Source organism: Hyphomonadaceae bacterium BL14 (assembly GCA_027627705.1).
In the GTDB taxonomy this organism is placed as follows: domain Bacteria; phylum Pseudomonadota; class Alphaproteobacteria; order Caulobacterales; family Maricaulaceae; genus Oceanicaulis.
The window spans coordinates 1,839,466-1,863,034 of the sequence record CP091242.1 but is presented as its reverse complement, the minus strand read 5'-3'; the positions used below and the strand labels follow the sequence as shown (position 1 = coordinate 1,863,034).

Sequence of the window (23,569 nt, the reverse complement as noted above, 5' to 3'; positions counted from 1 at the left end):
TCAGGTTCCGAACTGTTCATTGCGGAAGGCTGCCGAGGCAACAATCAGGCGCTTGTTGCCCGGCAGATTGGCCATGCCATTGAGCTGACCCGGCGCGATCAGCGGCCATTCATAGACGGCGCGCACCACGACAATCTCGCCCGGACCGCCCGGATCGAAGCCGAAGCCGGAAGAATCCACGCCGTCCTCGCCAATGAGCGCGCCCAGCTGGGCGGCACCGAAGCTGTCGACCCGGCGCACATCGACCTGAATCCGCGCGCAGTCCAGAACCGGCCCGGCGCGCGCGCAGATGCGGTTGCGGAACTCGCCCGGTCCGTCGCCGGCCATCAATACCTCGCCCGTGCGGATCTGGCGTGCGGCGTCGGCGGTGGCGGTTTCGATCATGGTGGAGGCGAAGAAGAACAGGGCAATCTCGATTATGCCCATAAGCAGAAGAAAGAAGGGTCCGGCGATGATCGCGAATTCGACAGCCGTCGCGCCCTCGCGCGCCTTGATAAAGCGCAGGGTCAGCAAATGGCGGCGGCCCGCCCCTTGGCGCACAGGGTCATTCATGCGCCCAGCTTTACCGGTACGCGCTTAATGCCCGGTCAAGAGACACGGTTAGCAAATCATGAGCGCACGGCCGACGCGCGCGCCACGCGTCACCCGGTCAGTCGCCGGTGGATGGCAGCCAGTGCGGGGCCAGACCGGCCAGTCGTGCCTCGATGATATCGACCTGGGCGAGGCCCGGCCCCGGCGCGCGGGCGGGCAGGTTGCGGCCCAGATCGAACAAGGTCCAGGCCGTCTCAGCGCCACCGGCCTCCATGAAGCGCTGTCCCAGACGCCAATAGGCCTCCTGCGCGAACGGATCGGCCTCGATGGCTTCAAGCAGAAGGCCGGCCGCATCCAGGTCGGGCCGGGCCTGCAGGCTGTCAGGGCCCCAGCCGATCAGGGCACTGGCGGTGAGCAATTGTGCGGCGGCACCGGCGTAGCCGTCGCTCCCGGCAAAGACCGAAAGGGACTCAACGGCTGCGCGGTGGGCCCCTTCCATGGCCGCGTCCAGCCCCTGGGCCGCGCGTTCAAAGCGCGCATTCCCGATCCCGCTGCGGACCAGATCGTGCACCAGGGCGCAGGTCAGGCGCGCGCTGCCCACCATGGCTTCTTCCGGGCACGGGCCGAAATGATGGGTTTCCTGAACGCTGATCAGCAGCGCCTCGGCCAGCTGGCCGGTGCTGCGCGCGGTCTCGAAGGCTTCGTAGAAATCGGCATGGTCCGGTGCGCGGCTCGCAGGACCGGTCACCGCGGAGAGCGCCGCCGCGCCGGCGGCGTCCAGATACTCATCGCCGTTCAGCACAAGGCGCGCACCCGCCACGCCACCGGGCAGGCGCAGGCCCAGCGGGCCGCCGGTTGTATACGCCCGGACCGTGCGCGCCGGCGCGGGACGGGCGGCCGGGGCCGGCGCGTTGGCCGGGCTGGTGCCGGCAGAGTTTGACGCGGACAGGGCGCGCATCACCAGCTCGGCGTCTACGCCTGCATCGCCGGCTTCATCGAACATGGCGAGCAGTTCGGCAATGCTGGGCGGGCGGTCCTCAACCGGGGCCGCCGGCGGGGCGCTGGCCTGCACCGGCTCATCGGCTTGCGCGGCATCAAGCGGTTCCGCGTCCGGCACCGGCTGCATCACCCATCGCTCGCGGCGGCCTTGCGGGCTTTCAGGGCTGTAGACGGTCAGCTCGAAGGCGCATGGAAACTGCGGTGCGGTCTCCAGCCGGTCCATGACGTCAGGATGCACCGGCGCGGCGTGACGCAGCCAGCCCCGCGCGGACCTTGCGGCGTTTCCGTCCAGAGGCGCGGTCTCGCACCAGCTGTCATCCTGGCCGCCGAAATCGGCACGGAAAAGCCGGTCGTCTTCAAAGCGGGCGTCAAAGCCGGCGGGTGTGTCTTCGAAGCTGAGCGTGCCGCTTACAGCGGCGATCCCCATGGCCGCTTCCAGCCAGACACGGTGAAACACGCCGGCAGATCCGAATGCGATCTCCTCGCGCGCGCCCGCGCCCGACAGCGCCACATAGGTATCCAGCCGGCGGCGCGTCTCGCCGTACAGGCTGGCATTGGTCAGCGTCTGCCCGTCGGCGGACAGGGTAAGCAGGCGGCGTGTGCGCCAGTCAGCCAGGGATTCAGCGCTGCCCTCGACGCGCCAGGCGGCCCAGTCCGCTCCGAAATGAGCGGCCATCTCAACGCGGGTTCCGCCACCCTCGCCGCTCAGCGGGGTGCGGGTGCGTGTCCAGACAGTATCAGCCAGCGCCTCGAACGGAGCGGACCGGGCGTCGAGGTATGCCGCGCCCTGCAGATGCGGTCCGGCGGGCGGCGCGACAGTTGAGGCCAGCATGGCGGCACCCGTCCATGCGATCAATGCAATGCCAGCCATAGGCGATCTCCGTTTGCGCGGCGTCAGGGGCGAGAACACGCGACGATCATGGCGCGGTCAAGGCCGCGCGCGCCGTGAAGCGTCAGGCAGGCAGCGATATCCGCGCGCGCAATCCGCCCATCGGGGAGTCTTCCAGGCGCAGCTCGCCGCCATGGGCGCGCACTGTGTCACGGGCAATCGCCAGGCCCAGCCCGACACCAGTGCGGTTGGCATTGCGCGAGTCATCGAGGCGGTTGAAGGGCCGGAAGGCGTCCTCGCGCAGGTCCGGCGCGATGCCCGGCCCGTCATCATCAATGACCACTTCGATGCGCGGCCCCTGGCGTCTTGCACTCAGCGCGACGTCCTGCCCATGGGCGGCAGCATTCTGAACGAGATTGACCAGGGCGCGCTTGAGCGCGTTTTCGCGGGCCTGGACCGTCAGCTCTTCTTCCAGATCAAGGCGCAGATCCACGCCCTGACGCGCGGCCTCATCGCCCAGGGTTTCGCACAGCGCCGTCAGGTCCACCGGCCCGGGTTCCTCGCCGGCCTGGCCGCGTGCGAAGGCCAGATACTCCTCCAGCGCCGCCTCCATGTCCGCGATATCGCTGCGCGCGGCCTCGCGTTCGGGGCTGTCGGGCATCAAGGCGAGCTGCAGGCGCAAGCGGGTGAGAGGGGTACGCAGATCATGGCTGACCCCGGCGAGCAGCTGGGTGCGCTGTTCCATGTGGCGTTTCAGGCGCGCGCGCATATCCAGGAAAGCGCTGGCGGCCTGGCGCACCTCGCGCGCGCCGGCGGGCTTGAAGCGCTCCACGTCCTGTCCCCGGCCGAACGCCTCGGCGGCTTCGGCGAGCTGGCGGATCGGTTTGACCTGGTTGCGGATGAACAGGATGGCGACGGTCATGAGCAGCAGCGTCGCGCCGCTGAGCCAGATGACGAAGATATGGCCTGTGGTGGCGAACACCTGTTCGCGCGCGGCGATGAAGCGCAACACGCCGCCACCCGCCTGCACGCGGATGTCGACATAGTTGGGATAGCGCGTGGTGTCGAACCAGAACGGCTCGGTAAGCTGGCCTGCCAGCGCGCGGCGCAAGGTGCGGTCCAGCACCCGGAAAAAGGCGGTGCGCCGGCTGTCGGGCAGGGCATCATCAGGGCGGAACTCCACACTGAGGCCCAGAGTGGAGAAGGCGAGGTTGGCGATCGGCTCGAACTCCTCTCCGCTGGAGCGCGCGTGCATCTCCACGATCATGGCGACATCGCCGGCAATATTTTCCGAAAGGCGCGCCGTGGTGGAGCGCCAGTGCTGCTCGAAAAACGCCCAGGTCACCGCGCCCTGCATGAGCGCCACCGGCAGCACGATGATCAGCAGCGACCGGGCGAACAGGCCCTTGGGCATGATGGTTCGCAGGCGGAAGCGCATGACCGGCCTCACCCGCTCACCGCCGTGACGGGCGTCATCGGCGCATAGACCGGCTCGGCCACCAGGCGGTAGCCTTCCCCGCGCACGGTCTGGACCCAGACCGGCGCCTTGGGATCGGCCTCGACCTTGCGGCGCAGGCGCGTGATCTGGACATCCACCGCCCGTTCACCCGCACCGGCAGCGGCGCGTTCGGACAGGGTTGCGCGGCTGACCGGCTCGCCCGGCTGGGCGGCCAGCGCGTGCAGCAGCGCCGCCTCGCCGCCGGTCAGGCGCACGGGCTGGCCGTCGCGCGTCAGGCGCAGCGTGGCCATTTCAAACATCCACTCGCCAAAGCTGACCCGGGCGGGGCCCAGCTGGCGGGGCAGGGACCGGCGCAGGATCGCCTGCACGCGCAGGACCAGCTCCTCCGGTTCGAAAGGCTTGGACAGATAATCATCCGCGCCGAGCGACAGGCCGCGAATGCGATCCTCCGGTTCCCCGCGCGCCGTTAGAAGCAGGATCGGTGTGGTAGCGCGTTCACGCACGCGCCGGGTGACTTCGAAGCCGTCCAGCCCCGGCATCATCACGTCGAGAATCACCAGATCGAAGCTGATCTGCTCCATCAGGGCCAGGGCGCGCGCGCCGTCGGGCGCGGGCGAGACGCGCAGGCCTTTCTCGCGCAGGAACCGCGCCAGCAGGTCGCGGATCCGGTCGTCATCATCGACAACCAGCACGTGGTGGGGGCGGGGTTCAGACATGGCGCGCCGCGGTCATCCCGTGATCATGCCCCAGCGCGCGGCGCACGCCAATGGCGCTGCTCGCAAGGCCCGTCATCGGCCAAAGCGCCTGCCAGACTGTCAAATCGACAGAACGTCAAACAATATTGACACTTCGTCAGCCGCTGCCGTACCTTCATCCCAAGAAGAGACCAAGGGAGGGCGAGTCATGCAGGCCGAAGCTGATAGCCGCAATCGCCAGTTTTCAACCGTACAAGGGCGAACGCCCGGCGGCTCGACCGGTATCGGTTCCACGGTAGATCGCATGCTGCAGGGCTGGATCGACACGGTGGCCCCCTGTCCCTGGACGGCACATGCCGGATGCGGCACCAATTACCGCCGCCGCACCCACCGCGCGGCCTCCAAGCCTCACGTTCCGCTCTACACGCCCGAGCAGCGCCGCAAGCGCGACGAGTCTCCCTGGACGCTGGTTCAGGGCGTGCTCGCGCCGCTTCAGTTTCTCGTATTCGCCGTCAGCCTGTTTCTGGTCGTGCGCTATCTGGCCACCGGCGAGGGCTATGGGCTGGCCACTGCGTCGGTGATCATCAAGACGCTGGTGCTCTATCTGATCATGGTGACCGGGGCGGTCTGGGAAAAAGTGGTGTTCGGCCGCTATCTCTTCGCCCCGTCCTTCTTCTGGGAAGACGTCTTCTCCATGGTCGTGCTGGCGCTGCACACCGCCTATATCGGCGCGGTGCTGTTCAATCTCGGCACGCCCGACCAGCAGATGATGATCGCGCTGGCGGCTTACTTCACCTACGTCATCAACGCAGGGCAGTTTCTGTGGAAGCTGCGCGCGGCCCGCCTGGAGGGAGCAATCTCTTGACCGCGGCTTCTGCCTCTGCGCCTGCGCCGCTCGACGGGATGCGTGACAGCGTTGTGCTGCGTGAGCGCGGTCAACGCGAAGTGTTCTGCGGCCTCACCGGGATCATGTGGCTGCACCGCAAGATCCAGGACGCTTTCTTTCTGATCGTCGGCTCGCGCACCTGCGCGCACCTGATGCAGTCGGCGGCCGGCGTGATGATTTTCGCCGAGCCCCGCTTTGCCACCGCCATCATTGAAGAGCGCGATCTGGCCGGCATGGCCGATGCGAATGAGGAACTGGACCGTGTCGCGGCGCAGGTTCTGGCCCGCCGCCCCGACATCAAGACGCTTTTCCTCGTAGGGTCCTGCCCCAGCGAAGTGATCAAGATGGATCTGTCGCGCGCCGCCTCGCGCCTGGATGCCGCCCACTCCGGCGTGCGCGTTCTGGCCTATTCGGGCAGCGGCATTGAGACCACCTTCACCGAAGGCGAGGATGCGTGCCTCGAGGCGCTCGTCCCCGAGCTGCCGCAGGACACGTCGTCCGAAGCCTCGCTCCTGGTGGTGGGGGCGCTGGCCGATGTGGTCGAGGACCAGTTCACCCGCCTGTTCGAGGCGATGGGGATCGGGCCGGTCCGTTTCCTGCCCGCGCGCACGTCAAACGATCTGCCCCCGGTCGGACCCAATACCCGCTATCTGCTGGCCCAGCCTTTTCTCGGGCGCACCGGTGCGGCGCTGGATGCCCGCGGTGCCAAGCGCATTTCGGCCCCGTTCCCGCTGGGTGCCAAGGGTACCGAAGCCTGGCTGCGCGCGGCGGCGGATGTCTGGAGCATCGATGCCGGGCGGTTCGAGGCTGTTGTGGCCGCGCCGCGTGCCCGTGCCGAACGGGCCCTGACGGCCCATCGCGCGGATTTCACCGGGCGCAGCGTCTTCTTCTTCCCCGATTCCCAGCTGGAAATTCCGCTGGCGCGCTTCCTCCATGAGGAGTTGGGCGCCCGGCTGATCGAGGTCGGCACGCCCTATCTGCACCGCAGCCATCTCGATTGCGAACTGCCGCGCCTGCCGGCCGGCGTGCAGCTGAGCGAAGGCCAGCACGTGGATTCCCAGCTCGACCGCTGCCGCGCCGCGCGCCCGGACCTGACGGTGTGCGGGCTGGGCCTGGCCAATCCGCTGGAGGCTGAAGGCCTGTCGACCAAATGGGCGATCGAGCTCGTCTTCACGCCGATCCACGGCTTTGAGCAGGCCGGTGATCTGGCCGAACTGTTTACGCGCCCGCTGCGGCGCCGCGATCTGTTGAGGGTTGGATGAAGCTGACGGTCTGGACATATGAAGGTCCGCCCCATGTCGGTGCCATGCGGGTCGCAACGGCCATGAAGGACGTGCACTACGTGCTGCACGCGCCGCAGGGCGACACCTATGCCGATCTCCTGTTCACGATGATCGAACGGCGCAATCACCGCCCGCCCGTGACCTACACAACCTTCCAAGCGCGTGATCTGGGCTCGGATACCGCCGAGCTGTTCATGGACGCCGCCCGCGACGCCTATGCGCGCTTCAAGCCGGCGGCGATGCTGGTGGGGGCGTCATGCACGGCAGAGCTGATCCAGGATGATCCTGGTGGCCTGGCCCTGACGCTGGGCCTGCCCTGCCCGGTGCTGCCGCTGGAACTGCCTTCGTATATGCGCCGTGAAAACTGGGGCGCGTCGGAAACCTTCTACCGCCTGGTGCGCGGGCTGGCCGGTGCGTATGCGCCGGCGCCGGGCGAGCCCCGGGCGGCACGCGCGCCCGGACCGCCGCGCTGCAATATTCTGGGTGGCACGGCGCTGGGCTTCCGCCATCGCGATGACATCAAGGAAATCACGAAGCTTCTGGGCCGTCTCGGCATCGAAGTGCATGTCTGCGCCCCGCTGGGCGCGGCGGCCGCCGACATTGCCCGCATGGGCGAGGCGGACTTCAACGTCGTCCTCTATCCCGAGATCGGCGAGGAGGCTGCGCGCTGGCTGGAGAAGACATTCGGTCAGCCGCGCACGAAAATCGTTCCCATCGGCGTGGGTGCCACGCGCGACTTCGTGCGCGAAGTGGCCGAGATGGCCGGTGTCGATCCCGCCCCGGCGCTGGATGATGAAGACCTGCGCCAGCCCTGGTGGTCGCGGTCTGTGGACAGCAATTATCTGACCGGCAAGCGCGTTTTCGTGTTCGGTGATGCGACCCATGCGGTCGCCGCGGCGCGCGTCGCCGTCGAGGAGATGGGCTTCGAGCTTGTCGGGCTAGGGGCCTATAATCGCGAGTTCGCCCGCACGGTGCGCGAAACCGCGCAGCGCTATGGCGTCGAGGCGCTGATCAGCGACGATTACCTGGAAGTGGAAGCCGCCATCGAAGCGGCTGCGCCCGAACTGGTGCTCGGCACGCAGATGGAGCGCCACATCGCCAAGCGCCTCGGCATTGGCTGCGCGGTGATCTCCGCGCCGGTCCATGTGGAGGACTTCCCCGCCCGCTACGCCCCGCAAATGGGCTATGAGGGTGCCAATGTCCTGTTCGACACCTGGGTCCATCCGCTGGTGATGGGCCTGGAAGAGCACTTGCTGGGCATGTTCCGCGAGGACTTCGAGTTCAGCAACGACGCCGGACCCTCCCATCTGGGTTCGCACAAGCAGGCGCCGGCTCCGGTGCCCGCTCCCGCGCCTGCGGTGCAGGCCGACGACACCCCTGAAACAGCTGACGCCGCCGCGGTCTGGCGCGACGACGCTCTGGCCGAGCTGAAGAAGATCCCCTTCTTCGTGCGCGGCAAGGCTCGCCGGAACGCCGAGACCTTCGCCGCGCAAAGCGGTGCGGAGGTGATTACGCTGGAGACGCTCTATGATGCAAAAGCCCATTTCGGCCGCTGAGGTGGCCCCCATTCGCGTCGTGATCGTCACGCTGGACAATCATCTGGCGGGCGCGGCGGAGCGTGCTCAGCACAGCTTGCGGGCAGACTATCCCGGACTGGAACTGGCGTTTCATGCGGCGGCGGATTTCGCGGCGAGCCCGGACTCCCTGGCGCGCTGCCTTGATGACATTGCCCGCGGCGACATCATCGCCGCCAACATGCTGTTTCTCGAAGACCACATCCAGGCGGTGCTGCCGGCGCTCGAGGCGCGTGCGCCCGAGTGCGATGCCATTGTCGGCTCCATGTCGGCACCCGAAGTGGTGCGCCTGACGCGCCTGGGCGGGCTGGACATGAGCGCGCCCCAGAGCGGGCTCATGATGGCGCTGAAGAAACTGCGCGGCGGGTCGAACAATGGCGCGCCCAAGGCGGGCGGCAAGAGCCAGCTGGCCATGCTGCGCCGGCTGCCCAAGCTTCTGCGCTTCCTGCCCGGCAAGGCCCAGGATTTACGCGCCTATTTCCTGACCATGCAGTACTGGCTGGCCGGGTCGGAATCCAATTTCACCAACATGATCCGCAATCTGGTCGACCGCTACGCTGCAGGCCCGCGCGCCGTGCTGCGCGGCCGCGCCAAGGTCGACCCGCCGGTGGAATACCCCGAAGAGGGGCTATACCACCCTGATTTCCCGGGCCGGATCGCGGATAGCGTCTCGGCTCTGCCGGCCGGTCGCGGTCAGGGCAAGGGCACCGTCGGCCTGCTGGTCATGCGCTCTTACCTTCTGGCAGGCGATACCGCCCATTATGACGGTGTGATCCGCGCCCTCGAAGCCCATGGCCTGGACGTGGTGCCGGCCTTTGCCAGTGGCCTCGATGCCCGCCCGGCGGTGGAGCATTTCTTTATCGAGCATGGCCGCCCGAAAGTGGACGTGGTGCTCTCGCTGACCGGTTTCTCGCTGGTGGGTGGCCCTGCCTATAACGACGCGCGCGCCGCCGAGGCGCTGCTGGCCAAGCTGGACGTGCCGTATCTCGCCGCTCATCCGCTGGAGTTCCAGTCGCTGGAAGACTGGCGCGCCTCCACCGCCGGGCTGACGCCGGTCGAAGCCTCCATGATGGTGACCCTGCCCGAGCTGGACGGCGCCACCAATCCCATGGTGTTCGGCGGACGCTGCGCGGACGGACGTGTGTGCCACGGCTGCAAGCGCGAGTGCACTTTCCCCGAAGGCCAGCCGCGCGCCATGCAGGTCTGCGCCGAGCGCGCCGAAGCTCTGGCGGCCCGTGTGGCCAAGCTGGTGCGCTTGCGTCGCGCCAAGCTGAAAGACCGCAAGGTTGCGGTCGTCCTGTTCAACTTCCCGCCCAATGCCGGCGCGGCGGGCACGGCGGCGAATCTGTCGGTCTTCGCCTCGCTCCACAATCTGCTGCATGCCATGAAGGCCGAAGGCTATTCGGTGGAGCCGCCTGCCACGGTGGACGATTTGCGCGCGGCCGTGCTGGAGGGCGACTCGGTCCGGTTCGGCACCGACGCCAATATCCTCGACCGCATCCCCATCAATGATCACGTGATGCGCGAGCCGCACCTCAAAGAGATCGAAGCCCAGTGGGGTCCGGCGCCGGGCCGCAAGGACACCGATGGCCGCTCGATCTTCGTGCTCGGCGCCAAGTTCGGGAATGTGATGATCGGCCTCCAGCCCTCGTTCGGGTATGAGGGCGACCCGATGCGCCTTCTGTTTGAAGGCTCGTTCGCGCCGACCCACTCCTTCTCGGCCTTCTACCGCTATGTGCGCGAGGATTTCGCGGCCGACGCAGTGCTGCATTTTGGCACCCATGGCGCGCTGGAATTCATGCCCGGCAAGCAGACCGGCATGTCCAGCGAGTGCTGGTCCGACCGGCTGATCGGCGATGTACCCAATTTCTATCTCTACTGTGCAGACAACCCGTCCGAAGGCCTGATAGCCAAGCGGCGCAGCGCGGCCACGCTGATCAGCTATCTGACGCCGCCCATCTCCAAGGCGGGCCTGTATCGCGGCATGACCGAGCTGAAAGCCACGCTGAGCGACTGGCGCCTCCTGCCGCCCGACACGCCGGCCAATCGCCGCGACGCGCTGGCCGAGCTGATCCAGACCCAGGCCTCTGTTCTGGATCTGGCCAAGCCCGAGCCGCTGTGGACCGGCGCGGACGCCGCCCATATCGCCGCCCTGCGCGATACGCTGACCGAGCTGGAAAGCACGCTTATTCCCAATGGCCTTCATATTCTGGGTGAAGTGCCGGACACGGCGGCACGCCGCGAACTGCTCTCGGCCATTGCCGAGATCGAGCGCGGCACCCCGCCGCCCGACAATGCGCTCGACCGGTTGATGGAAACCGGCGAAGCCGCCTCGGCGCTGGCCCTGCTGCCGGCCGCCCAGCGTGAAACCTGGGCACCGGTGTTCGACCGTCTGGAAAAAACCCAGAACGGTCTCAGCGCCAATCGAGAACTGGACTCCACCCTGCACGCCATTGGCGGCGGCTTCGTCGCGCCGGTGGCCGGCGGTGATCTGGTACGCAATCCGGACATTCTGCCCACGGGCCGCAATCTGCACGGCTTCGACCCGTTCCGTCTGCCGAGCCCCTGGGCGGTCCGGGACGGCGCGGCGCAGGCGCAGCGCCTGATCGACCGCCATATTGCCGATACCGGCGCGATGCCGGAAACCGTCGCGCTGGTGCTGTGGGGCACCGATAATCTCAAAACCGAAGGCGGACCCATCGCCCAGGCACTGGCGCTCGTCGGCGCGCGCCCCCGGCAGGACTCCTTCGGGCGCCTGGCGGGTGCCGAGCTGATCCCGCTGGAGGAGTTAGGCCGCGCGCGCATCGACGTGCTGATGACGCTGTCGGGCATTTTCCGCGATCTTCTGCCGCTGCAGACGAAAATGCTGGCCGAGGCCGCGTATCTGGCCGCCACGGCGGACGAGCCGGCGGAGATGAACCCGGTGCGCCGTCATGCGCTGGCTTATGCTGCGCAGCATGGCGTTGACATGGACACCGCCTCCTTGCGCGTCTTCTCCAATGCGGACGGGGCCTATGGTGCCAACGTCAACCAGCTGATCGACAGCGGCATGTGGGATGACGAGAACGAGCTGGCCGACGCCTATCAGACCCGCAAATGCTATGCGTTCGGCCGCAATGGCATGCCGGCCAAACAGGGCGAGCTTCTGGGTTCGATCCTGAGCGAAGTGGATCTGGCCTATCAGAATCTTGACTCGGTAGAGCTCGGCGTCACCACCATCGATCACTACTTCGATACGCTGGGCGGCATTGGCCGCGCAGTGCACCGCGCCCGCGGCAAGGAATCCCCGGTCTATATCGGCGATCAGACCTCGGGCGAGGGCAAGGTGCGCTCCCTGTCCGAACAGGTGGCGCTGGAGACCCGCACCCGGGTGCTCAATCCGCGCTGGTACGAATCCATGCTGCGTCACGGCCATGAGGGCGTGCGCAATATCGAGGCCCACGTCACCAACACGATGGGCTGGTCGGCCACCACCGGCCAGGTTGACCCCTGGGTCTATCAGAAAATCACCGAGACTTATGTGCTGGACGAAGCGATGCGCGACCGCCTCGCCGAGCTCAACCCGAAGGCCTCGGCGCGCCTGTCCGAACGCCTGATCGAAGCACATGAGCGCAGCTATTGGCGGCCCGACGCCGCCACGCTGGAGGCGTTGCGGCGCGCCGGTGAAGCCATTGAAGACCGGCTGGAGGGAATCGCCCCCGCCGCAGTGAAAATCGCATGACCGCGCGCATCCCACCCTCGCGCACAAGGATGGCCCAATGACCACGCTGAACCTCAATCGACCCGCGCCCAAGCGCCCTGACGGAGAGGGCAGTCTTCAGGTCCATCTGGACCCCACGCTGGCCATTGATTCTGCGAAAGTGTTCGCGGTCTATGGCAAGGGTGGCATCGGCAAGTCGACGACCTCGTCGAACCTGTCGGTCGCGTTTTCCAAGCTGGGCAAGAAAGTGCTTCAGATCGGCTGCGACCCGAAGCATGATTCCACCTTCACCCTGACCAAGCGCCTCGCCCCGACGGTGATCGACGTGCTGGAAAGCGTCGACTTCCACACCGAGGAGCTGCGCACCGAAGACTTCGTGTTCGAGGGCTATAACGGGGTGATGTGCGTGGAGGCGGGCGGCCCGCCGGCGGGCACGGGCTGCGGCGGCTATGTGGTCGGCCAGACAGTCAAGCTTCTGAAAGAACACCATCTTCTGGACGACGCCGACGTGGTGATTTTCGACGTGCTGGGCGATGTGGTGTGCGGCGGCTTCGCCTCGCCGCTGCAGCATGCCCATCGCGGGCTGATCGTGGCGGCCAATGATTTTGACTCCATCTTCGCCATGAACCGGATCATGGCGGCCATCGGGGCCAAGTCGAAGAATTACGAAGTGCGCCTGGGCGGCGTGATCGCCAACCGCTCGGCGGCCACTGACCAGATCGACCGGTTCGCGGCCGAAACCGGGCTCAAGCGCCTGGCCCACTTCCCCGATCTGGACGCCATCCGCTTGTCACGGCTGAAAAAGCGCACCCTGTTCGAGATGGATTCCACGCCCGAGCTGGAGGCGGTGAAGAACGAGTATCTGCGTCTGGCCGCCTCGCTTCTGGCCGGGATCGAGCCGTGCCTGGCCACGCCGATGAAAGATCGCGAGATCTTCGATTTCCTGGGATTTGATTGATGGCCAACCTCACCTACACAAACACGCGCGACGCGCTTGAGACCTATTTCGACCGCACCGCGGCCGATGCCTGGGCCAAGCTGACGTCCGAAGCGCCGGTCAGCGGCGTGCGCGCCACCGTGCGCGCGGGCCGCGACTCATTGCGCGACACCTTCCTGTCCTGGCTGCCGGAAAACATGGCTGGCGAGACCGTGCTGGATGCGGGCTGCGGGCCGGGCCAGCTCTCCTTCGCCATGGCGGGCCGCGGTGCCCACGTGGAGGCTGTCGATCTGTCGGCGACCCTCCTGGAGATCGCCGCCCAGCGTGCGCCGACCGACCTGCCGGGCTCGGTGACCTTCCGCGCGGGCGATATGCTTGATGCGTCGGGCGGCATGGTCGACCGCGTCGTGGCGATGGATTCGGTGATCCATTACGGGCCCGATGACATGGTCGCCATGATCAAGGGCCTGGCCAGCCGGGCCAGAACCTCGGTCATGTTCAGCTTTGCACCGCGCACGCCTCTGCTCACCGTGATGCATGCGGCCGGCAAGCTGTTTCCCAAATCGGACCGCGCCCCGGCGATCGTCCCGATCTCTGAAAGCGGCCTGCGCCGCCGCATCGAAGCCTGCCCGGACCTCAAGGGCTGGCGGATCGGGCGGACCAAGCGCATCGACAGCTTCTTCTACATCTCTCAGGCGATGGAGCTGGTGCAGGCATGAAGCGCGAATCGGCATCTCTGGCGCGGCGCTGGGCGGAGTTTGGAATGTCCATGCTCCCCTTTGCGGACGTGGCCACCAAAGAGCTGCCGCTCAGCCGTATTCTGCGCCTGTCTCTGTTCCAGGTGTCTGTGGGCATGGCCGCGGTTCTGCTCACCGGCACGCTCAACCGGGTGATGATCGCGGAGCTCGGCATGCCCGCCGTGCTGGTCGCGCTGATGGTGGCCCTGCCGCTGGTGTTCGCGCCGCTGCGCGCCCTGATCGGGTTCAGGTCGGACACATATGTATCCGCCATCGGCTGGCGGCGCGTGCCCTTCATCTGGTTCGGAACACTGCTTCAGTTTGGCGGGCTGTCGATCATGCCGTTCGCGCTGATCCTGCTGACGGTTGAGAATGCCGGTCCGCTCTGGTTCGGAATGGCGGCGTCAGCGCTGGCGTTTCTGCTGGTCGGGGCAGGCATGCACACCACCCAGACCGCCGGCCTGGCGCTGGCCACCGACCTGTCCAGCGACGAGAACCGCCCCCGTGTGGTGGCGCTGCTCTACCTCATGCTGCTCTTCGGGATGTTGATCAGCGCGCTCATAATCGGGCTGGCGCTGAATGATTTTTCGCCCACGCAGCTGATCCGGGTGGTCCAGGGGGCCGCGGCGCTGACCCTTGTGCTGAACATGGTCGCCCTTTGGCGACAGGAAGCGCGCGCGCCCCAGAAGACCGGCGCCAATCGTCCGCGCCAGACCTTTGCAGAGGCCYKGGRRGCCYTTTYCCMNGGGTGGGCGCCAGACGCGCCTGCTCGTCGCCATTGGCCTGGGCGCTGCGGCCTTTTCCATGCAGGACGTGCTGCTGGAGCCGTATGGCGGGGAAGTGCTAGGCCTTTCCGTCGCCGGAACCACGGTGCTGACCGCGCTGTGGGCGTTCGGCGCGCTGGCCGGCTTTGCCCTGGCGGCGAAGGGTCTCAGCGCCGGGGTCGATCCTCATCGCCTGGCTGCCTATGGCATGGTCGTGGGCGTCTTCGCCTTTGCGTTCGTGATCCTGTCCGATCCGCTGGGGTCGCCCTTGCTGTTTCGCGCCGGCACCGTCCTGATCGGCCTTGGCGGCGGCCTGTTCGCCGTGGGTACGCTCACCGCGGCGATGGAGCTGGGCGAGAGCAGCGGGTCGGGCATGGCACTGGGTGCCTGGGGCGCGGTGCAGGCAACCTGCGCCGGCGCGGCCATCGCCCTCGGCGGTGGCGTGCGGGACGTTGCCGATGCGCTGGGTCAGGCTGGCGCGCTGGGTCCGGGCATGACCGGGCCCGCTGTCGGGTATTCGGTCGTCTATCACATTGAAATTGCGCTCTTGTTCGCCGCGCTCGCGGCGATCGGGCCGCTGGCCCGGTACAGGGTCAGCGGACCGGAGCGTGCTCGGGGTAAATTCGGCTTGGCCGAGTTTCCCGGCTAGGGGCTTGAAGGAGGCCACACATGGAAGGCGTACAGATCATCGGATCTTTAGACTTCGCAACACTCCTGTTCATACTGTTTGTCGTGTTCTTTATTGGTCTGGTTTTTCATCTTCAGAAGGAAGGGCGCCGCGAAGGCTTTCCGCTGGAGTCCGATGAAACCGGGAAACTGGAAAGCATCGGCGTCACCTGGATGCCGGCTGCCAAGACCTACAAGCTTGCCGACGGGCGCTCGGTGGTGAAGCCGGACGGTCAACGCGATGCGAGCCTCGCTGACCGGTTCAAGCGGCTTGCCCCCTGGGCCGGCGCGCCCATCCAGCCTGTCGGCGATCCCATGCAGTCGGGCATCGGACCGGGTGCCTATGCGATGCGCGAGGATGTGCCGGACCTGACCCATGAAAACCTGCCGAAGATCGTGCCGATGTCGATCCTGCCGGCCTTCTCGGTCGCCGAGCAGGATTCCGATCCGCGGGGGATGGACGTGGTGGGCGCGGACGGCAACTCTGCCGGCAAGGTGACCGATATCTGGGTCGACCGCGCCGAAGCCCTCGTCCGCTACTATGAGATCGAGTTGTCTGCTGGAGGACGCAAGGTGCTGCTGCCGTACGCCTTCGCCAACGTGAAGGGCAAGTCCGGCAAGGTCATCGTGTCGTCAATTCTGGCCAGCCAGTTCGACGGCGTGCCCGCCCACGCATCGTCAGCTCAGGTCACGCGCCTCGAAGAGGATCGCATCAGCGCATATTACGGAGCTGGCACGCTCTACGCCACGCCCGACAGATCGGAGCCCTGGTTGTAAGATGTGTGATCCCGATAAAATCAAACCTGAGCCCATCCCCGGCCTGCCCGACAAGCTTCCAGAAGGCGAGCGTGTCCTCTGGAGCGGCGCGCCGGACTGGAAATCGCTGGCCCTGCATGTCTTCCATGTGCGTGCGGTGGCGATCTATTTCGCCATCCTCGTCACCTGGGAGGCCAGCTCCGGCCTGTCGGCCGGCGTCGCCGCCGGCGAGGCGGCCACGACGGCGGTCCTGCAGGTCCTGCTCGCCGCCGCAGCCATTGGCCTGTTGTCGCTCTTTGCCTGGCTGATCGCCCGCTCGACGGTCTACACGGTGACCAATGAGCGGGTCGTGATCCGCGCCGGGGTGGCGCTGCCCAAGGCGGTCAACATCCCGTTCAAGGTGATCGGCTCGGCCTCGCTCAAGGCCCGCGCCAGCGGCAATGGCGATATTCCGCTCAAGCTGACCGGACCGGACCGCGTGGCCTATCTGTCGCTGTGGCCGCACGTGCGGCCCTGGCACCTCAACAACGCCCAGCCCATGCTGCGCGGCCTGCCCGACGCGGCCGAAGCCGCCCGCGTGCTGGCCGTGGCGCTCGCGGAGAAGGCGGGTCAGCCGGCGCCGCGCATCGCGGTTCCGGCGACTGAAAAGCCCCGCCGCCAGTCCATGCCTGACCGTGGCGCGGCGGCGGTGAACAGCTAGAAACCGATGGAAACCGAGCCCATGAAAGAGAACCGTCAGGAAGTCATCCACCGCCGCGCCGTGCAGGGCATGGGTGTCCTTGTCGTGCTGACGGTCATTCTGGCGGCGGTCACGCAATTCACCGGCGGCGGGGCGCGTTATGCCCCCGAAGGCGTACCGATTGCGACAACCGAACTCCTCTTTGAAGATGGAGCGCGCGGCCTGGTCACGGTGGACAATGCCGTGACGGGCGCGCGTCTCATCGAGTATGGCGAGAATGAAGGCGTGTTCGTGCGCGCCATCATGCGCACCGTGGCGCGCCAGCGCCGCATGCGCGGCATGGGCCGCGAGACGCCGGTGCAATTGTCGCGGTTCGAAGGCGGCGCCCTCTGGCTGATCGATCCGGCCAGCGGCGTGCAGATGTATCTCAACGCCTTCGGGCCGGATAATCTGGCCGCTTTCACCGAGATACTGGAGCGCGGCGAGCAAAGCCTGCGTGCTGAAGCCGAAGGCAGCGCGTCATGAGCCGGGGTCCGCGCCAGTTTGATGTGAACTGCACCATCGAGGTGGAGCACACAAACGAACATCTGCACGCCCATGTGGCGCTGGCCGGTGATGTGCCGATCTATCCGGGCGACCGGGTGCGCGTGCACGGCTCTCCGATCCGGGTCAATTACGGGGAGTCCGCCCGCTATGACCGGGTGGCGACCGTCATGCGCGCGGGCTGGCTGTCACGCCAGTGGACGCGCTTCATGGCGCGCCTGGAAATCACCGAGCTTTATGAAGTCAGCTTTTCCGCCGGGAGGAAATTATGAACACCGCGACCCTCGATACTGCCGCTGCGCCCCGTGCGCGCCAGGAACCGAATGAATCCACGCGTCTGGCCCAGACCGACACGATTTTGAGCCCGCGCTTCTACACGACCGACTTCAAGGAAATGGATGCGCTGGATGTCGAGCCGATGCGCGCCGAATGGGACAAGCTGATCGCCGAGATGGAAGCCGATCCCAACAAGGGTCACTTCAAGCGTACAGAGGCGTTCGACAACGCGCTCATGAGCCTGCCCGAGGGTCTGCGCAAGGAATTCGTGGACTTCCTGGTCAGTTCGCTGACCTCGGAGTTTTCCGGCTGCGTGCTCTACGGGGAGATCGTGAAGAACACGAAAAATCCCGACATGCGCAAGCTGTTCAAGATGATGGCGCGTGATGAGAGCCGCCATGCCGGCTTCATCAACACCTGTCTGAAGGATTACGGGATCGGCGTGGATCTCGGCTTCCTGACCAAGACCAAGAAATACACCTTCTTCAAGCCGAAATTCATTCTGTATGCGACGTATCTGTCGGAGAAGATCGGCTATGCGCGCTACATCACCATCTACCGGCAGCTCGAGCGCAATCCCGAATACCAGTTCCACCCGATTTTCAACTGGTTCAAGGAATGGTGCAATGACGAGTTCCGCCATGGCGAGGCGTTCGCGCTGATCATGCGCGCTAATCCGCACCTTCTGCGCGGCATGAACAAGCTGTGGATCCGCTTCTTCCTGGTGGCGGTGTATTCGACCATGTATGTGCGCGATCACGCGCGGCCGCACTTCCACGCGGCGCTGGGCGTTGATCCCACCGAATACGATCATCAGGTCTTCCGCCTGACCACCGAGATCACGCGGCAGGTGTATCCGCTGACGCTGGACACGGACAGCCCGAAATTCCGTGCTGGCCTTGAGCGCATGCGGGCGGTGATGGGCCGTATGGAGGACGCCAAGGCGCAGGGCGGGGTGATGGGCGGCCTCAAGCGCGGCGTCGCCGCCTTCCAGGCCTTCACCACCTTTGTCACCCTGTATCTGCATCCGGTTCAGCGCCACGACCTGCCCGAAGACGTGCGCCTGGCACCGGTCTGGTAGCGAGCCTGCGCATGAGCCTGGTCGCCCCCATCCTCGCCATGCTGGCGCTCTGGTGGTTCTCCACCGGTGCGATCCTGATGCTGGGCGAGCGCTCCGAGCGCTCGCGCCGTGCCGCGATGGCCATCGTCAGCGTGCTGGCGGTGGGCAGTCTGATCGGTCTCTGGATGGTGCGTGACATCACGACGCCGTTCGGTGCCTATGCCGGTGCGCTGTGCGCACTGACGCTGTGGGCGTGGCATGAGATGAGCTTCCTGTTCGGTTATCTCACCGGCCCCAACCGCAAGCCATGCCCGGACAATCTGACCGGCTGGCCGCGGTTCCGGGCCGCGGCGGCGACGCTGATGCATCATGAGCTGGCCATTGCGGCCACGGTCGTGGTGATGGCTGTCATGAGCCTCGGCGCCGCTAACCAGGTGGCGCTTCAGCTCTTCGTGCTGCTGTTCGCCCTGCGGCTGAGCTCGAAATTCAATCTCTTCCTGGGCGCGCCCCATTTCACAGACCAGTTCCTGCCCGGACGGCTTGGCCATCTGCGCAGTTATTTCAGCCCCCGTCCGGCCGGGTGCTTCTTTGTCGTCACCACCAGCGTGATAGCGCTGATCACCGGGGCTTTGATCTGGAGCGCCGTCACCGCTGCCTCGCCCTTTGAGGCGGCCGCCTTCGCGCTATTGGGGACGCTTGCGGCCCTCGGCGTGCTCGAACACCTGTTTCTGGCCCTGCCGCTGCCTGACGCAGCGCTGTGGCGTTGGCTCTTGCCGGCGCGCGACCCGCGCCGCTCGCCCGATCTGTGAGGGGAGGGGACATGATGGACTTCCAGGCATTTTTTGAAAACGAGCTCAGCAATCTGAAAGCCGAAGGCAATTACCGCGTCTTCAATGATATCGAGCGGCGCAAAGGTGCCTTCCCGGTCGCCACGCGTCACCAGGACGATATCGAGACCGAGGTGACGGTCTGGTGCTCGAACGATTATCTGGGCATGGGCCAGAACGCCGTGGTGCTCGACGCCATGCATGAGGCGCTGGACCGCTGTGGTGCCGGGGCGGGGGGGACCCGCAATATCTCGGGCACCAATCACTATCACGTGCTGCTGGAGCGTGAGCTGGCCGATCTGCATGGCAAGGAAGCCGCGCTGCTGTTTACGTCGGGCTATGTGTCCAACTGGGCGACGCTGGGCACGCTGGCGGCGCGCATTCCCGGCTGCATCGTGATGTCGGATGCGCAGAACCATGCGTCGATGATCGAGGGCATACGCCACTCGCGCGCCGAGAAGCATGTCTTTGCGCACAATGATCCCGAGGACCTGGACCGGCGCCTCAGCCAGCTTGATCCCGATGCGCCCAAGCTGGTGGCGTTTGAATCGGTCTATTCCATGGATGGCGACATCGCGCCCATTGCCGAGATCTGCGACGTGGCCGAGCGCCATTGCGCGATGACCTATCTGGATGAAGTGCATGCGGTGGGCCTGTACGGCCCGCGCGGCGGCGGCATTGCCGAACGTGAAGGCCTGATGGACCGCGTCACCCTGATCGAGGGCACGCTGGGCAAGGCCTATGGCGTCATGGGCGGTTACATCGCCGGCTCGGCCGCGATGTGCGACTTCGTGCGCTCCTTCTCCTCGGGCTTTATCTTCACCACCGCCCTGCCGCCGGCCGTGGCCGCCGGCGCGCTGGCGGCGGTGCGCTACCTCAAGGTCTCCGACATGGAGCGCCAGCGCCAGCGCCGCAATGTGCGCCGCGTGCGCGCCAAACTCGCAGCCATGGGTATTCCCACCCTGGACAATCCCAGCCATATCGTGCCGGTGATGGTGGGCGAGCCGGTCAAGTGCAAGCGCATCAGCGACTGGCTGATGAGCGAGCACGGCATCTATGTGCAGCCGATCAACTATCCTACCGTGCCCAAAGGGACCGAGCGCCTGCGCATCACGCCCTCGCCGGTCCACAGCGATGCAGACATTGATCGCCTGATCACAGCCCTGTCGGAAATCTGGTCGGAATGCGCCCTGCACCGAAAATACGGTGCCGCCTGACCTCCGGTCCGGACGATCGCATCATTTCGGCCATCGGCCCTGACGGCGCGCGCTTCCCTGTGGAGAAGCTGAAAGCGCATCGTGAGGGGCTGTTGCACGATGCTGTCTCGGTGTTTGTCTTTGATGGCCCCGAGACGCTGCTGCAGCGTCGGGCGGCCAGCAAATATCACTGCGCCGGACTGTGGGCGAACGCCTGCTGTACGCATCCCGACTGGGGTGAGGATGCGTGCGTCAGCGCCCGCCGGCGCCTCGGCGAGGAGCTGGGAGTCGATCTCGATCTCACCGAATTTGCCCAGACCACCTACCGGGCTGATGTCGGCGGCGGGATGGTCGAATATGAGCGCGTGCGCCTGTTCCGCGCGCATGTAGATCGCTGTGCGCTCACTTTCGCTCTGAACCCGTTGGAAGTGTGCGACGTGCGCTGGGTAAGCCGTGAGGTGCTGCTGCGTGAGGTGGCGGAGGCTCCCGAGCGCTTTGCGCCCTGGCTGCGTATCTATCTGGAGCGCTGGGACGCGCTGGGGCTTACGGGGTAATACCCGGGGTCTGATGGGCGCTGGCTCAAAAGGCACGGCTCACAATCAAAGTTCACAATCACTGCAAAAAAGACCCCCGGGAAGCGCTGGGTGCGCCGCCCGGGGGTCTTTGGCATGCCCGTCGAGGGATGGGTCGTGCGGGGCCCTAGAGCGGCCGCGCGATCCCGTTCTCGCTGGCCCAGATGAACCAGTTGTCCACAAGTGTGCCTGTGATCAGGATACCGATTCCCCCCGTCAGGGTCGTCAGGACCGCGAACCACCATGCCCAACGGTGGATGGATTCCATCGTCGCGTTGAAGCCCATGGTCCAGCGCCAGAACAGCGCCGCCCTTTCGGTGGCGGTCCCGCGATCCGTGATCTGCTCGATCTCGCGGTCCCCACCAAACCGGCCCACCGCCAGGATCGTCGCGCCGTGCATGGCGAACAGCAGGGCTGAGCCATATAGGAAGGCGATCGAGAGCATGTGGAACGGGTTGTAGAAGAGGTTCCCGTAGATCAGGGAGAAGTTATTGGTCCAGTCCAGATGGCTGAAAATGCCGAACGGCACCGCCTGGGACCAGTCACCCATGAGCATGGGCCGGATAAAGCCCAGCACCAGGTACAGCCAGATCGCCGAGGCGAACGCCCAGGCCACATGGGTGCCCAGGCCGAGCTGGATGGCGCGCCGGTATGTGCGCACCCACCACAGCAGGATGGACGCGGTCAGGAAGAAGCCGGCCAATATGTACCATCCGCCCTCATTGAGAGGCACGAAGGGCTGGAAGCCGTATTCAGGTCCCGGGGGATCCAGGGTCAGCCAGAAGAACTCGCGGCCGAAAGCCAGCGGGTCCCAGTTCACCGAGGCCAGCATGTTCAGCCCGATGATCTCGATCGCGATGAAGCCGCAGATGAGCGAGGCGACACCGGTGAAGCCGAGATAGATCGGACCGATCTGGGCGTTGCCGATCCGGCCCAGCAGGTGGCTGAAGAAACCCCCGCCATAGCGCGGTTCGTCGCCGGCCGGCAGGTGTACGCCCTGCTCGACCGGACCGCGGACCTGAACCTGGGTGAAGATGTTTTGATAGGTTGTCATCATATGTCTCCGCTCAGCTCCAGATCGGCAGCTCGCGCCACCATTCCCACCAGTCCACCCATGACCGGACCCAGGGTCCGGAGATGATGATGCAGACTGCGCTCCAGAAACCGGCCGACAGGGCGAGGAACAAGCCCAGACGGTGGATCCCCAGCGGGCCGATAGAATAGCCCAGGATGTCTCGGAAGAAGGTGTCTTCGTGGTCCGGCGTCTTCACCGTCTTGCCCTTGCCGGGATTGGTCGCCGACAGAACAAGCGCGCCGTGAAGGCCCAAGGCGAAGGTCGTGATGAAGAAGAAGCTCACCGCGATCATGTGCGCCGGGTTGTAGTGGAAGTTCACGTAGGCGTAGCCCACGTTGGAGACCCAATCGAGGTGACTCATGATGCCGTAGGGGAAACCTTCCCCCCAGGCACCCAGCAGCATGGGCCGGAACACGTTGAGGGTCACAAAGGCGAAGATCGCCACACCAAAGGCGATGGGCACGTGATAGCCGATGCCCAGCTTGCGGCAGATTTCCACTTCTCGCAGGGCCCAGGATACAAAAGCACCCGTTGCGCAGATCGTGATGATCTGCCACAGACCGCCTTCCCGCATCGGCGCCAGGGCAAGCCCGTAGCTGACGTCAGGTGGCTGAATGTCGATCAGCCAGGGATTCCAGGTATCGCCGAGCGAGGCAGCGAAAAAGATCAGCCCGGTGCCCAGCACCGCGAAGAAAATCGTGGTCACGCCGAAGAAGCCGACAAAGAACGGACCGACCCAGAAATCAAACAGATCACCGCCGATCAGCGTTCCGCCGCGGACCCGATATTTGCGCTCGTAACTCAATAATGCCATTGCGCTGTCTCCGTTATCGGTCGTCCGGGCGGTGCCGGGCGCATGGAGCCCGGCACCGCTGTACGGCCGTCAGCATTGACCGGAACACACATACGTGTCCGGCTTGCTGCCCCTGAATGGGGCGGCATCAAGATGCTCAACCTGCTAGAGGTTGACGACTTCAACGTCCTGGCTCAGTGACGCCGAAGCGCCACCGCCCGCTGCGCCATCAATCCAGTTGTACCTGTCACTTGAGAGCAGGATGAAATGGATAAGCACTGCGAGGGTGAACAAAAATACCGCGAGCGCGATCATTACGCGGCGCGGATCAAACAGAAGCCAAACTCTCCACATTGTCTCGATTCCTTTTGTTGCGTGACTCTAGAACGAGAGCCAAGGCTTGTAGAGCCACAGTGAAACGTGTGCGAGAAACGGGAAGAGGGACATGAGGATCGCACTTTTCACAAAATAGCGATGAATCTCTTGCGCCTCTCCGTGGGTGAGCCCCGAAAGAGACTCTCTATCTGAAGCCATAGGAATGACCTCCCTTTTGCCTGTCGGCGGTTACCGCGCAGAACCCTCGCGGCAAGGGCACCAGATCAAGTCAAGATCTGGCTCATCCGCACCAGTGGTCAGGTTCTGGTGTGAAATGTTCTTTCGACCGGGTGTCGCCGCATACCCCGGCGCCGCCCACTTGGCCGCTGGCACGGGGATGCAGGTTTCACCCGCACG

The 23,569-nt window shown here is 65.7% G+C and carries 21 protein-coding genes and 1 pseudogene; 15 read left to right on the top strand and 7 right to left on the bottom strand.

Translation table 11 applies throughout. The annotated features are described in order from the left end of the window. The 4 genes from L2D00_09010 to L2D00_08995 all read right to left on the bottom strand — a co-directional run bounded on the left by L2D00_09010 (window position 1) and on the right by L2D00_08995 (window position 4,534). Window positions 1-552: a pilus assembly protein gene (locus L2D00_09010; GenBank protein WBQ11983.1), complete on the bottom strand. Its 552-nt coding sequence runs from the start codon at window positions 550-552 to the stop codon at window positions 1-3. 97 nt (window positions 553-649) lie between these two features. Further along, the gene (locus L2D00_09005) at window positions 650-2,401 is read right to left on the bottom strand and encodes a hypothetical protein (GenBank protein WBQ11982.1); all 1,752 of its coding nucleotides are present in this window, start codon (window positions 2,399-2,401) and stop codon (window positions 650-652) included. 82 nt (window positions 2,402-2,483) lie between these two features. Continuing rightward, the gene (locus L2D00_09000) at window positions 2,484-3,797 is read right to left on the bottom strand and encodes an ATP-binding protein (protein ID WBQ11981.1); all 1,314 of its coding nucleotides are present in this window, start codon (window positions 3,795-3,797) and stop codon (window positions 2,484-2,486) included. An 8-nt stretch (window positions 3,798-3,805) separates the two neighbouring features. After that, on the bottom strand, window positions 3,806-4,534 hold the full coding sequence (locus L2D00_08995) for a response regulator transcription factor (GenBank protein WBQ11980.1): 729 nt from the start codon (window positions 4,532-4,534) through the stop codon (window positions 3,806-3,808). Window positions 4,535-4,721: 187 nt separating this feature from the next. On the opposite strand from L2D00_08995, the gene bchF reads away from it, so the two are divergent. From bchF to L2D00_08920, 15 genes and pseudogenes are all read left to right on the top strand, one after another. Next, entirely contained in the window at window positions 4,722-5,378 is a 657-nt protein-coding gene (bchF, locus tag L2D00_08990; protein ID WBQ11979.1) for a 2-vinyl bacteriochlorophyllide hydratase, read from the top strand. Next, entirely contained in the window at window positions 5,375-6,661 is a 1,287-nt protein-coding gene (locus L2D00_08985; GenBank protein ID WBQ11978.1) for a ferredoxin:protochlorophyllide reductase (ATP-dependent) subunit N, read from the top strand. The genes bchF and L2D00_08985 overlap by 4 nt, the downstream gene beginning before the upstream one ends. Then, a complete protein-coding gene (locus L2D00_08980) occupies window positions 6,658-8,238 on the top strand; it encodes a ferredoxin:protochlorophyllide reductase (ATP-dependent) subunit B (protein WBQ11977.1) in 1,581 nt (526 codons plus the stop codon). Before L2D00_08985 ends, L2D00_08980 begins: the two co-directional genes overlap by 4 nt. Further along, entirely contained in the window at window positions 8,210-11,977 is a 3,768-nt protein-coding gene (locus L2D00_08975; protein ID WBQ11976.1) for a magnesium chelatase subunit H, read from the top strand. Before L2D00_08980 ends, L2D00_08975 begins: the two co-directional genes overlap by 29 nt. A gap of 37 nt (window positions 11,978-12,014) precedes the next feature. After that, window positions 12,015-12,914 carry a ferredoxin:protochlorophyllide reductase (ATP-dependent) iron-sulfur ATP-binding protein gene (gene bchL / locus L2D00_08970; protein WBQ11975.1) on the top strand — a complete coding sequence of 300 codons (900 nt, stop codon included), beginning with the start codon at window positions 12,015-12,017 and terminating at the stop codon, window positions 12,912-12,914. After that, complete coding sequence (gene bchM, locus L2D00_08965; GenBank protein WBQ11974.1) at window positions 12,914-13,612, top strand: magnesium protoporphyrin IX methyltransferase; 699 nt, start codon at window positions 12,914-12,916, stop codon at window positions 13,610-13,612. Before bchL ends, bchM begins: the two co-directional genes overlap by 1 nt. A 215-nt stretch (window positions 13,613-13,827) precedes the next feature. Next, window positions 13,828-15,043: pseudogene (locus L2D00_08960) on the top strand (PucC family protein). 20 nt (window positions 15,044-15,063) lie between these two features. After that, entirely contained in the window at window positions 15,064-15,837 is a 774-nt protein-coding gene (gene puhA / locus L2D00_08955) for a photosynthetic reaction center subunit H (GenBank protein ID WBQ11973.1), read from the top strand. A gap of 1 nt (window position 15,838) precedes the next feature. Next, window positions 15,839-16,516 carry a PH domain-containing protein gene (locus tag L2D00_08950; GenBank protein WBQ11972.1) on the top strand — a complete coding sequence of 226 codons (678 nt, stop codon included), beginning with the start codon at window positions 15,839-15,841 and terminating at the stop codon, window positions 16,514-16,516. A gap of 21 nt (window positions 16,517-16,537) precedes the next feature. Then, window positions 16,538-17,020, top strand: coding sequence for a hypothetical protein (locus tag L2D00_08945; protein WBQ11971.1), 483 nt, complete (start codon window positions 16,538-16,540; stop codon window positions 17,018-17,020). Continuing rightward, window positions 17,017-17,310, top strand: a complete 294-nt coding sequence (locus L2D00_08940) for a hypothetical protein (protein ID WBQ11970.1) — start codon at window positions 17,017-17,019, stop codon at window positions 17,308-17,310. The genes L2D00_08945 and L2D00_08940 overlap by 4 nt, the downstream gene beginning before the upstream one ends. Then, on the top strand, window positions 17,307-18,395 hold the full coding sequence (gene acsF / locus L2D00_08935) for a magnesium-protoporphyrin IX monomethyl ester (oxidative) cyclase (protein WBQ11969.1): 1,089 nt from the start codon (window positions 17,307-17,309) through the stop codon (window positions 18,393-18,395). The genes L2D00_08940 and acsF overlap by 4 nt, the downstream gene beginning before the upstream one ends. 11 nt (window positions 18,396-18,406) lie before the next feature. After that, on the top strand, window positions 18,407-19,183 hold the full coding sequence (locus tag L2D00_08930) for a DUF3623 domain-containing protein (protein ID WBQ11968.1): 777 nt from the start codon (window positions 18,407-18,409) through the stop codon (window positions 19,181-19,183). Between the two features lie 14 nt (window positions 19,184-19,197). Beyond that, window positions 19,198-20,418 carry a 5-aminolevulinate synthase gene (hemA, locus tag L2D00_08925; GenBank protein WBQ14501.1) on the top strand — a complete coding sequence of 407 codons (1,221 nt, stop codon included), beginning with the start codon at window positions 19,198-19,200 and terminating at the stop codon, window positions 20,416-20,418. Continuing rightward, window positions 20,385-20,951, top strand: coding sequence for an NUDIX domain-containing protein (locus L2D00_08920; GenBank protein ID WBQ11967.1), 567 nt, complete (start codon window positions 20,385-20,387; stop codon window positions 20,949-20,951). The genes hemA and L2D00_08920 overlap by 34 nt, the downstream gene beginning before the upstream one ends. 145 nt (window positions 20,952-21,096) lie before the next feature. Here L2D00_08920 and pufM read toward each other — a convergent pair whose 3' ends face one another. The 3 genes from pufM to L2D00_08905 all read right to left on the bottom strand — a co-directional run bounded on the left by pufM (window position 21,097) and on the right by L2D00_08905 (window position 23,152). Continuing rightward, complete coding sequence (gene pufM / locus L2D00_08915) at window positions 21,097-22,023, bottom strand: photosynthetic reaction center subunit M (protein WBQ11966.1); 927 nt, start codon at window positions 22,021-22,023, stop codon at window positions 21,097-21,099. A 13-nt stretch (window positions 22,024-22,036) separates the two neighbouring features. Further along, window positions 22,037-22,858: a photosynthetic reaction center subunit L gene (gene pufL / locus L2D00_08910; GenBank protein ID WBQ11965.1), complete on the bottom strand. Its 822-nt coding sequence runs from the start codon at window positions 22,856-22,858 to the stop codon at window positions 22,037-22,039. Window positions 22,859-23,002: 144 nt separating this feature from the next. Further along, complete coding sequence (locus L2D00_08905; protein ID WBQ11964.1) at window positions 23,003-23,152, bottom strand: light-harvesting protein; 150 nt, start codon at window positions 23,150-23,152, stop codon at window positions 23,003-23,005. Window positions 23,153-23,569: the final 417 nt, after the last annotated feature.

Excerpts from the sequence above, each read along its gene's own strand:
- L2D00_08975 (WBQ11976.1), top strand. The coding sequence starts at position 8,210 with ATGATGCAAAAGCCCATTTCGGCCGCTGAGGTGGCCCCCATTCGCGTC.
- L2D00_08950 (WBQ11972.1), top strand. The coding sequence starts at position 15,839 with ATGTGTGATCCCGATAAAATCAAACCTGAGCCCATCCCCGGCCTGCCC.
- pufL (WBQ11965.1), bottom strand. The coding sequence starts at position 22,858 with ATGGCATTATTGAGTTACGAGCGCAAATATCGGGTCCGCGGCGGAACG.
- L2D00_08920 (WBQ11967.1), top strand. The coding sequence starts at position 20,385 with ATGCGCCCTGCACCGAAAATACGGTGCCGCCTGACCTCCGGTCCGGAC.
- pufM (WBQ11966.1), bottom strand. The coding sequence starts at position 22,023 with ATGACAACCTATCAAAACATCTTCACCCAGGTTCAGGTCCGCGGTCCG.
- L2D00_08930 (WBQ11968.1), top strand. The coding sequence starts at position 18,407 with ATGAGCCTGGTCGCCCCCATCCTCGCCATGCTGGCGCTCTGGTGGTTC.
- hemA (WBQ14501.1), top strand. The coding sequence starts at position 19,198 with ATGGACTTCCAGGCATTTTTTGAAAACGAGCTCAGCAATCTGAAAGCC.
- bchM (WBQ11974.1), top strand. The coding sequence starts at position 12,914 with ATGGCCAACCTCACCTACACAAACACGCGCGACGCGCTTGAGACCTAT.
- bchF (WBQ11979.1), top strand. The coding sequence starts at position 4,722 with ATGCAGGCCGAAGCTGATAGCCGCAATCGCCAGTTTTCAACCGTACAA.
- L2D00_08940 (WBQ11970.1), top strand. The coding sequence starts at position 17,017 with ATGAGCCGGGGTCCGCGCCAGTTTGATGTGAACTGCACCATCGAGGTG.
- bchL (WBQ11975.1), top strand. The coding sequence starts at position 12,015 with ATGACCACGCTGAACCTCAATCGACCCGCGCCCAAGCGCCCTGACGGA.
- L2D00_08980 (WBQ11977.1), top strand. The coding sequence starts at position 6,658 with ATGAAGCTGACGGTCTGGACATATGAAGGTCCGCCCCATGTCGGTGCC.
- acsF (WBQ11969.1), top strand. The coding sequence starts at position 17,307 with ATGAACACCGCGACCCTCGATACTGCCGCTGCGCCCCGTGCGCGCCAG.
- L2D00_08945 (WBQ11971.1), top strand. The coding sequence starts at position 16,538 with ATGAAAGAGAACCGTCAGGAAGTCATCCACCGCCGCGCCGTGCAGGGC.
- L2D00_09005 (WBQ11982.1), bottom strand. The coding sequence starts at position 2,401 with ATGGCTGGCATTGCATTGATCGCATGGACGGGTGCCGCCATGCTGGCC.
- puhA (WBQ11973.1), top strand. The coding sequence starts at position 15,064 with ATGGAAGGCGTACAGATCATCGGATCTTTAGACTTCGCAACACTCCTG.
- L2D00_09010 (WBQ11983.1), bottom strand. The coding sequence starts at position 552 with ATGAATGACCCTGTGCGCCAAGGGGCGGGCCGCCGCCATTTGCTGACC.
- L2D00_08905 (WBQ11964.1), bottom strand. The coding sequence starts at position 23,152 with ATGATCGCGCTCGCGGTATTTTTGTTCACCCTCGCAGTGCTTATCCAT.
- L2D00_09000 (WBQ11981.1), bottom strand. The coding sequence starts at position 3,797 with ATGCGCTTCCGCCTGCGAACCATCATGCCCAAGGGCCTGTTCGCCCGG.
- L2D00_08995 (WBQ11980.1), bottom strand. The coding sequence starts at position 4,534 with ATGTCTGAACCCCGCCCCCACCACGTGCTGGTTGTCGATGATGACGAC.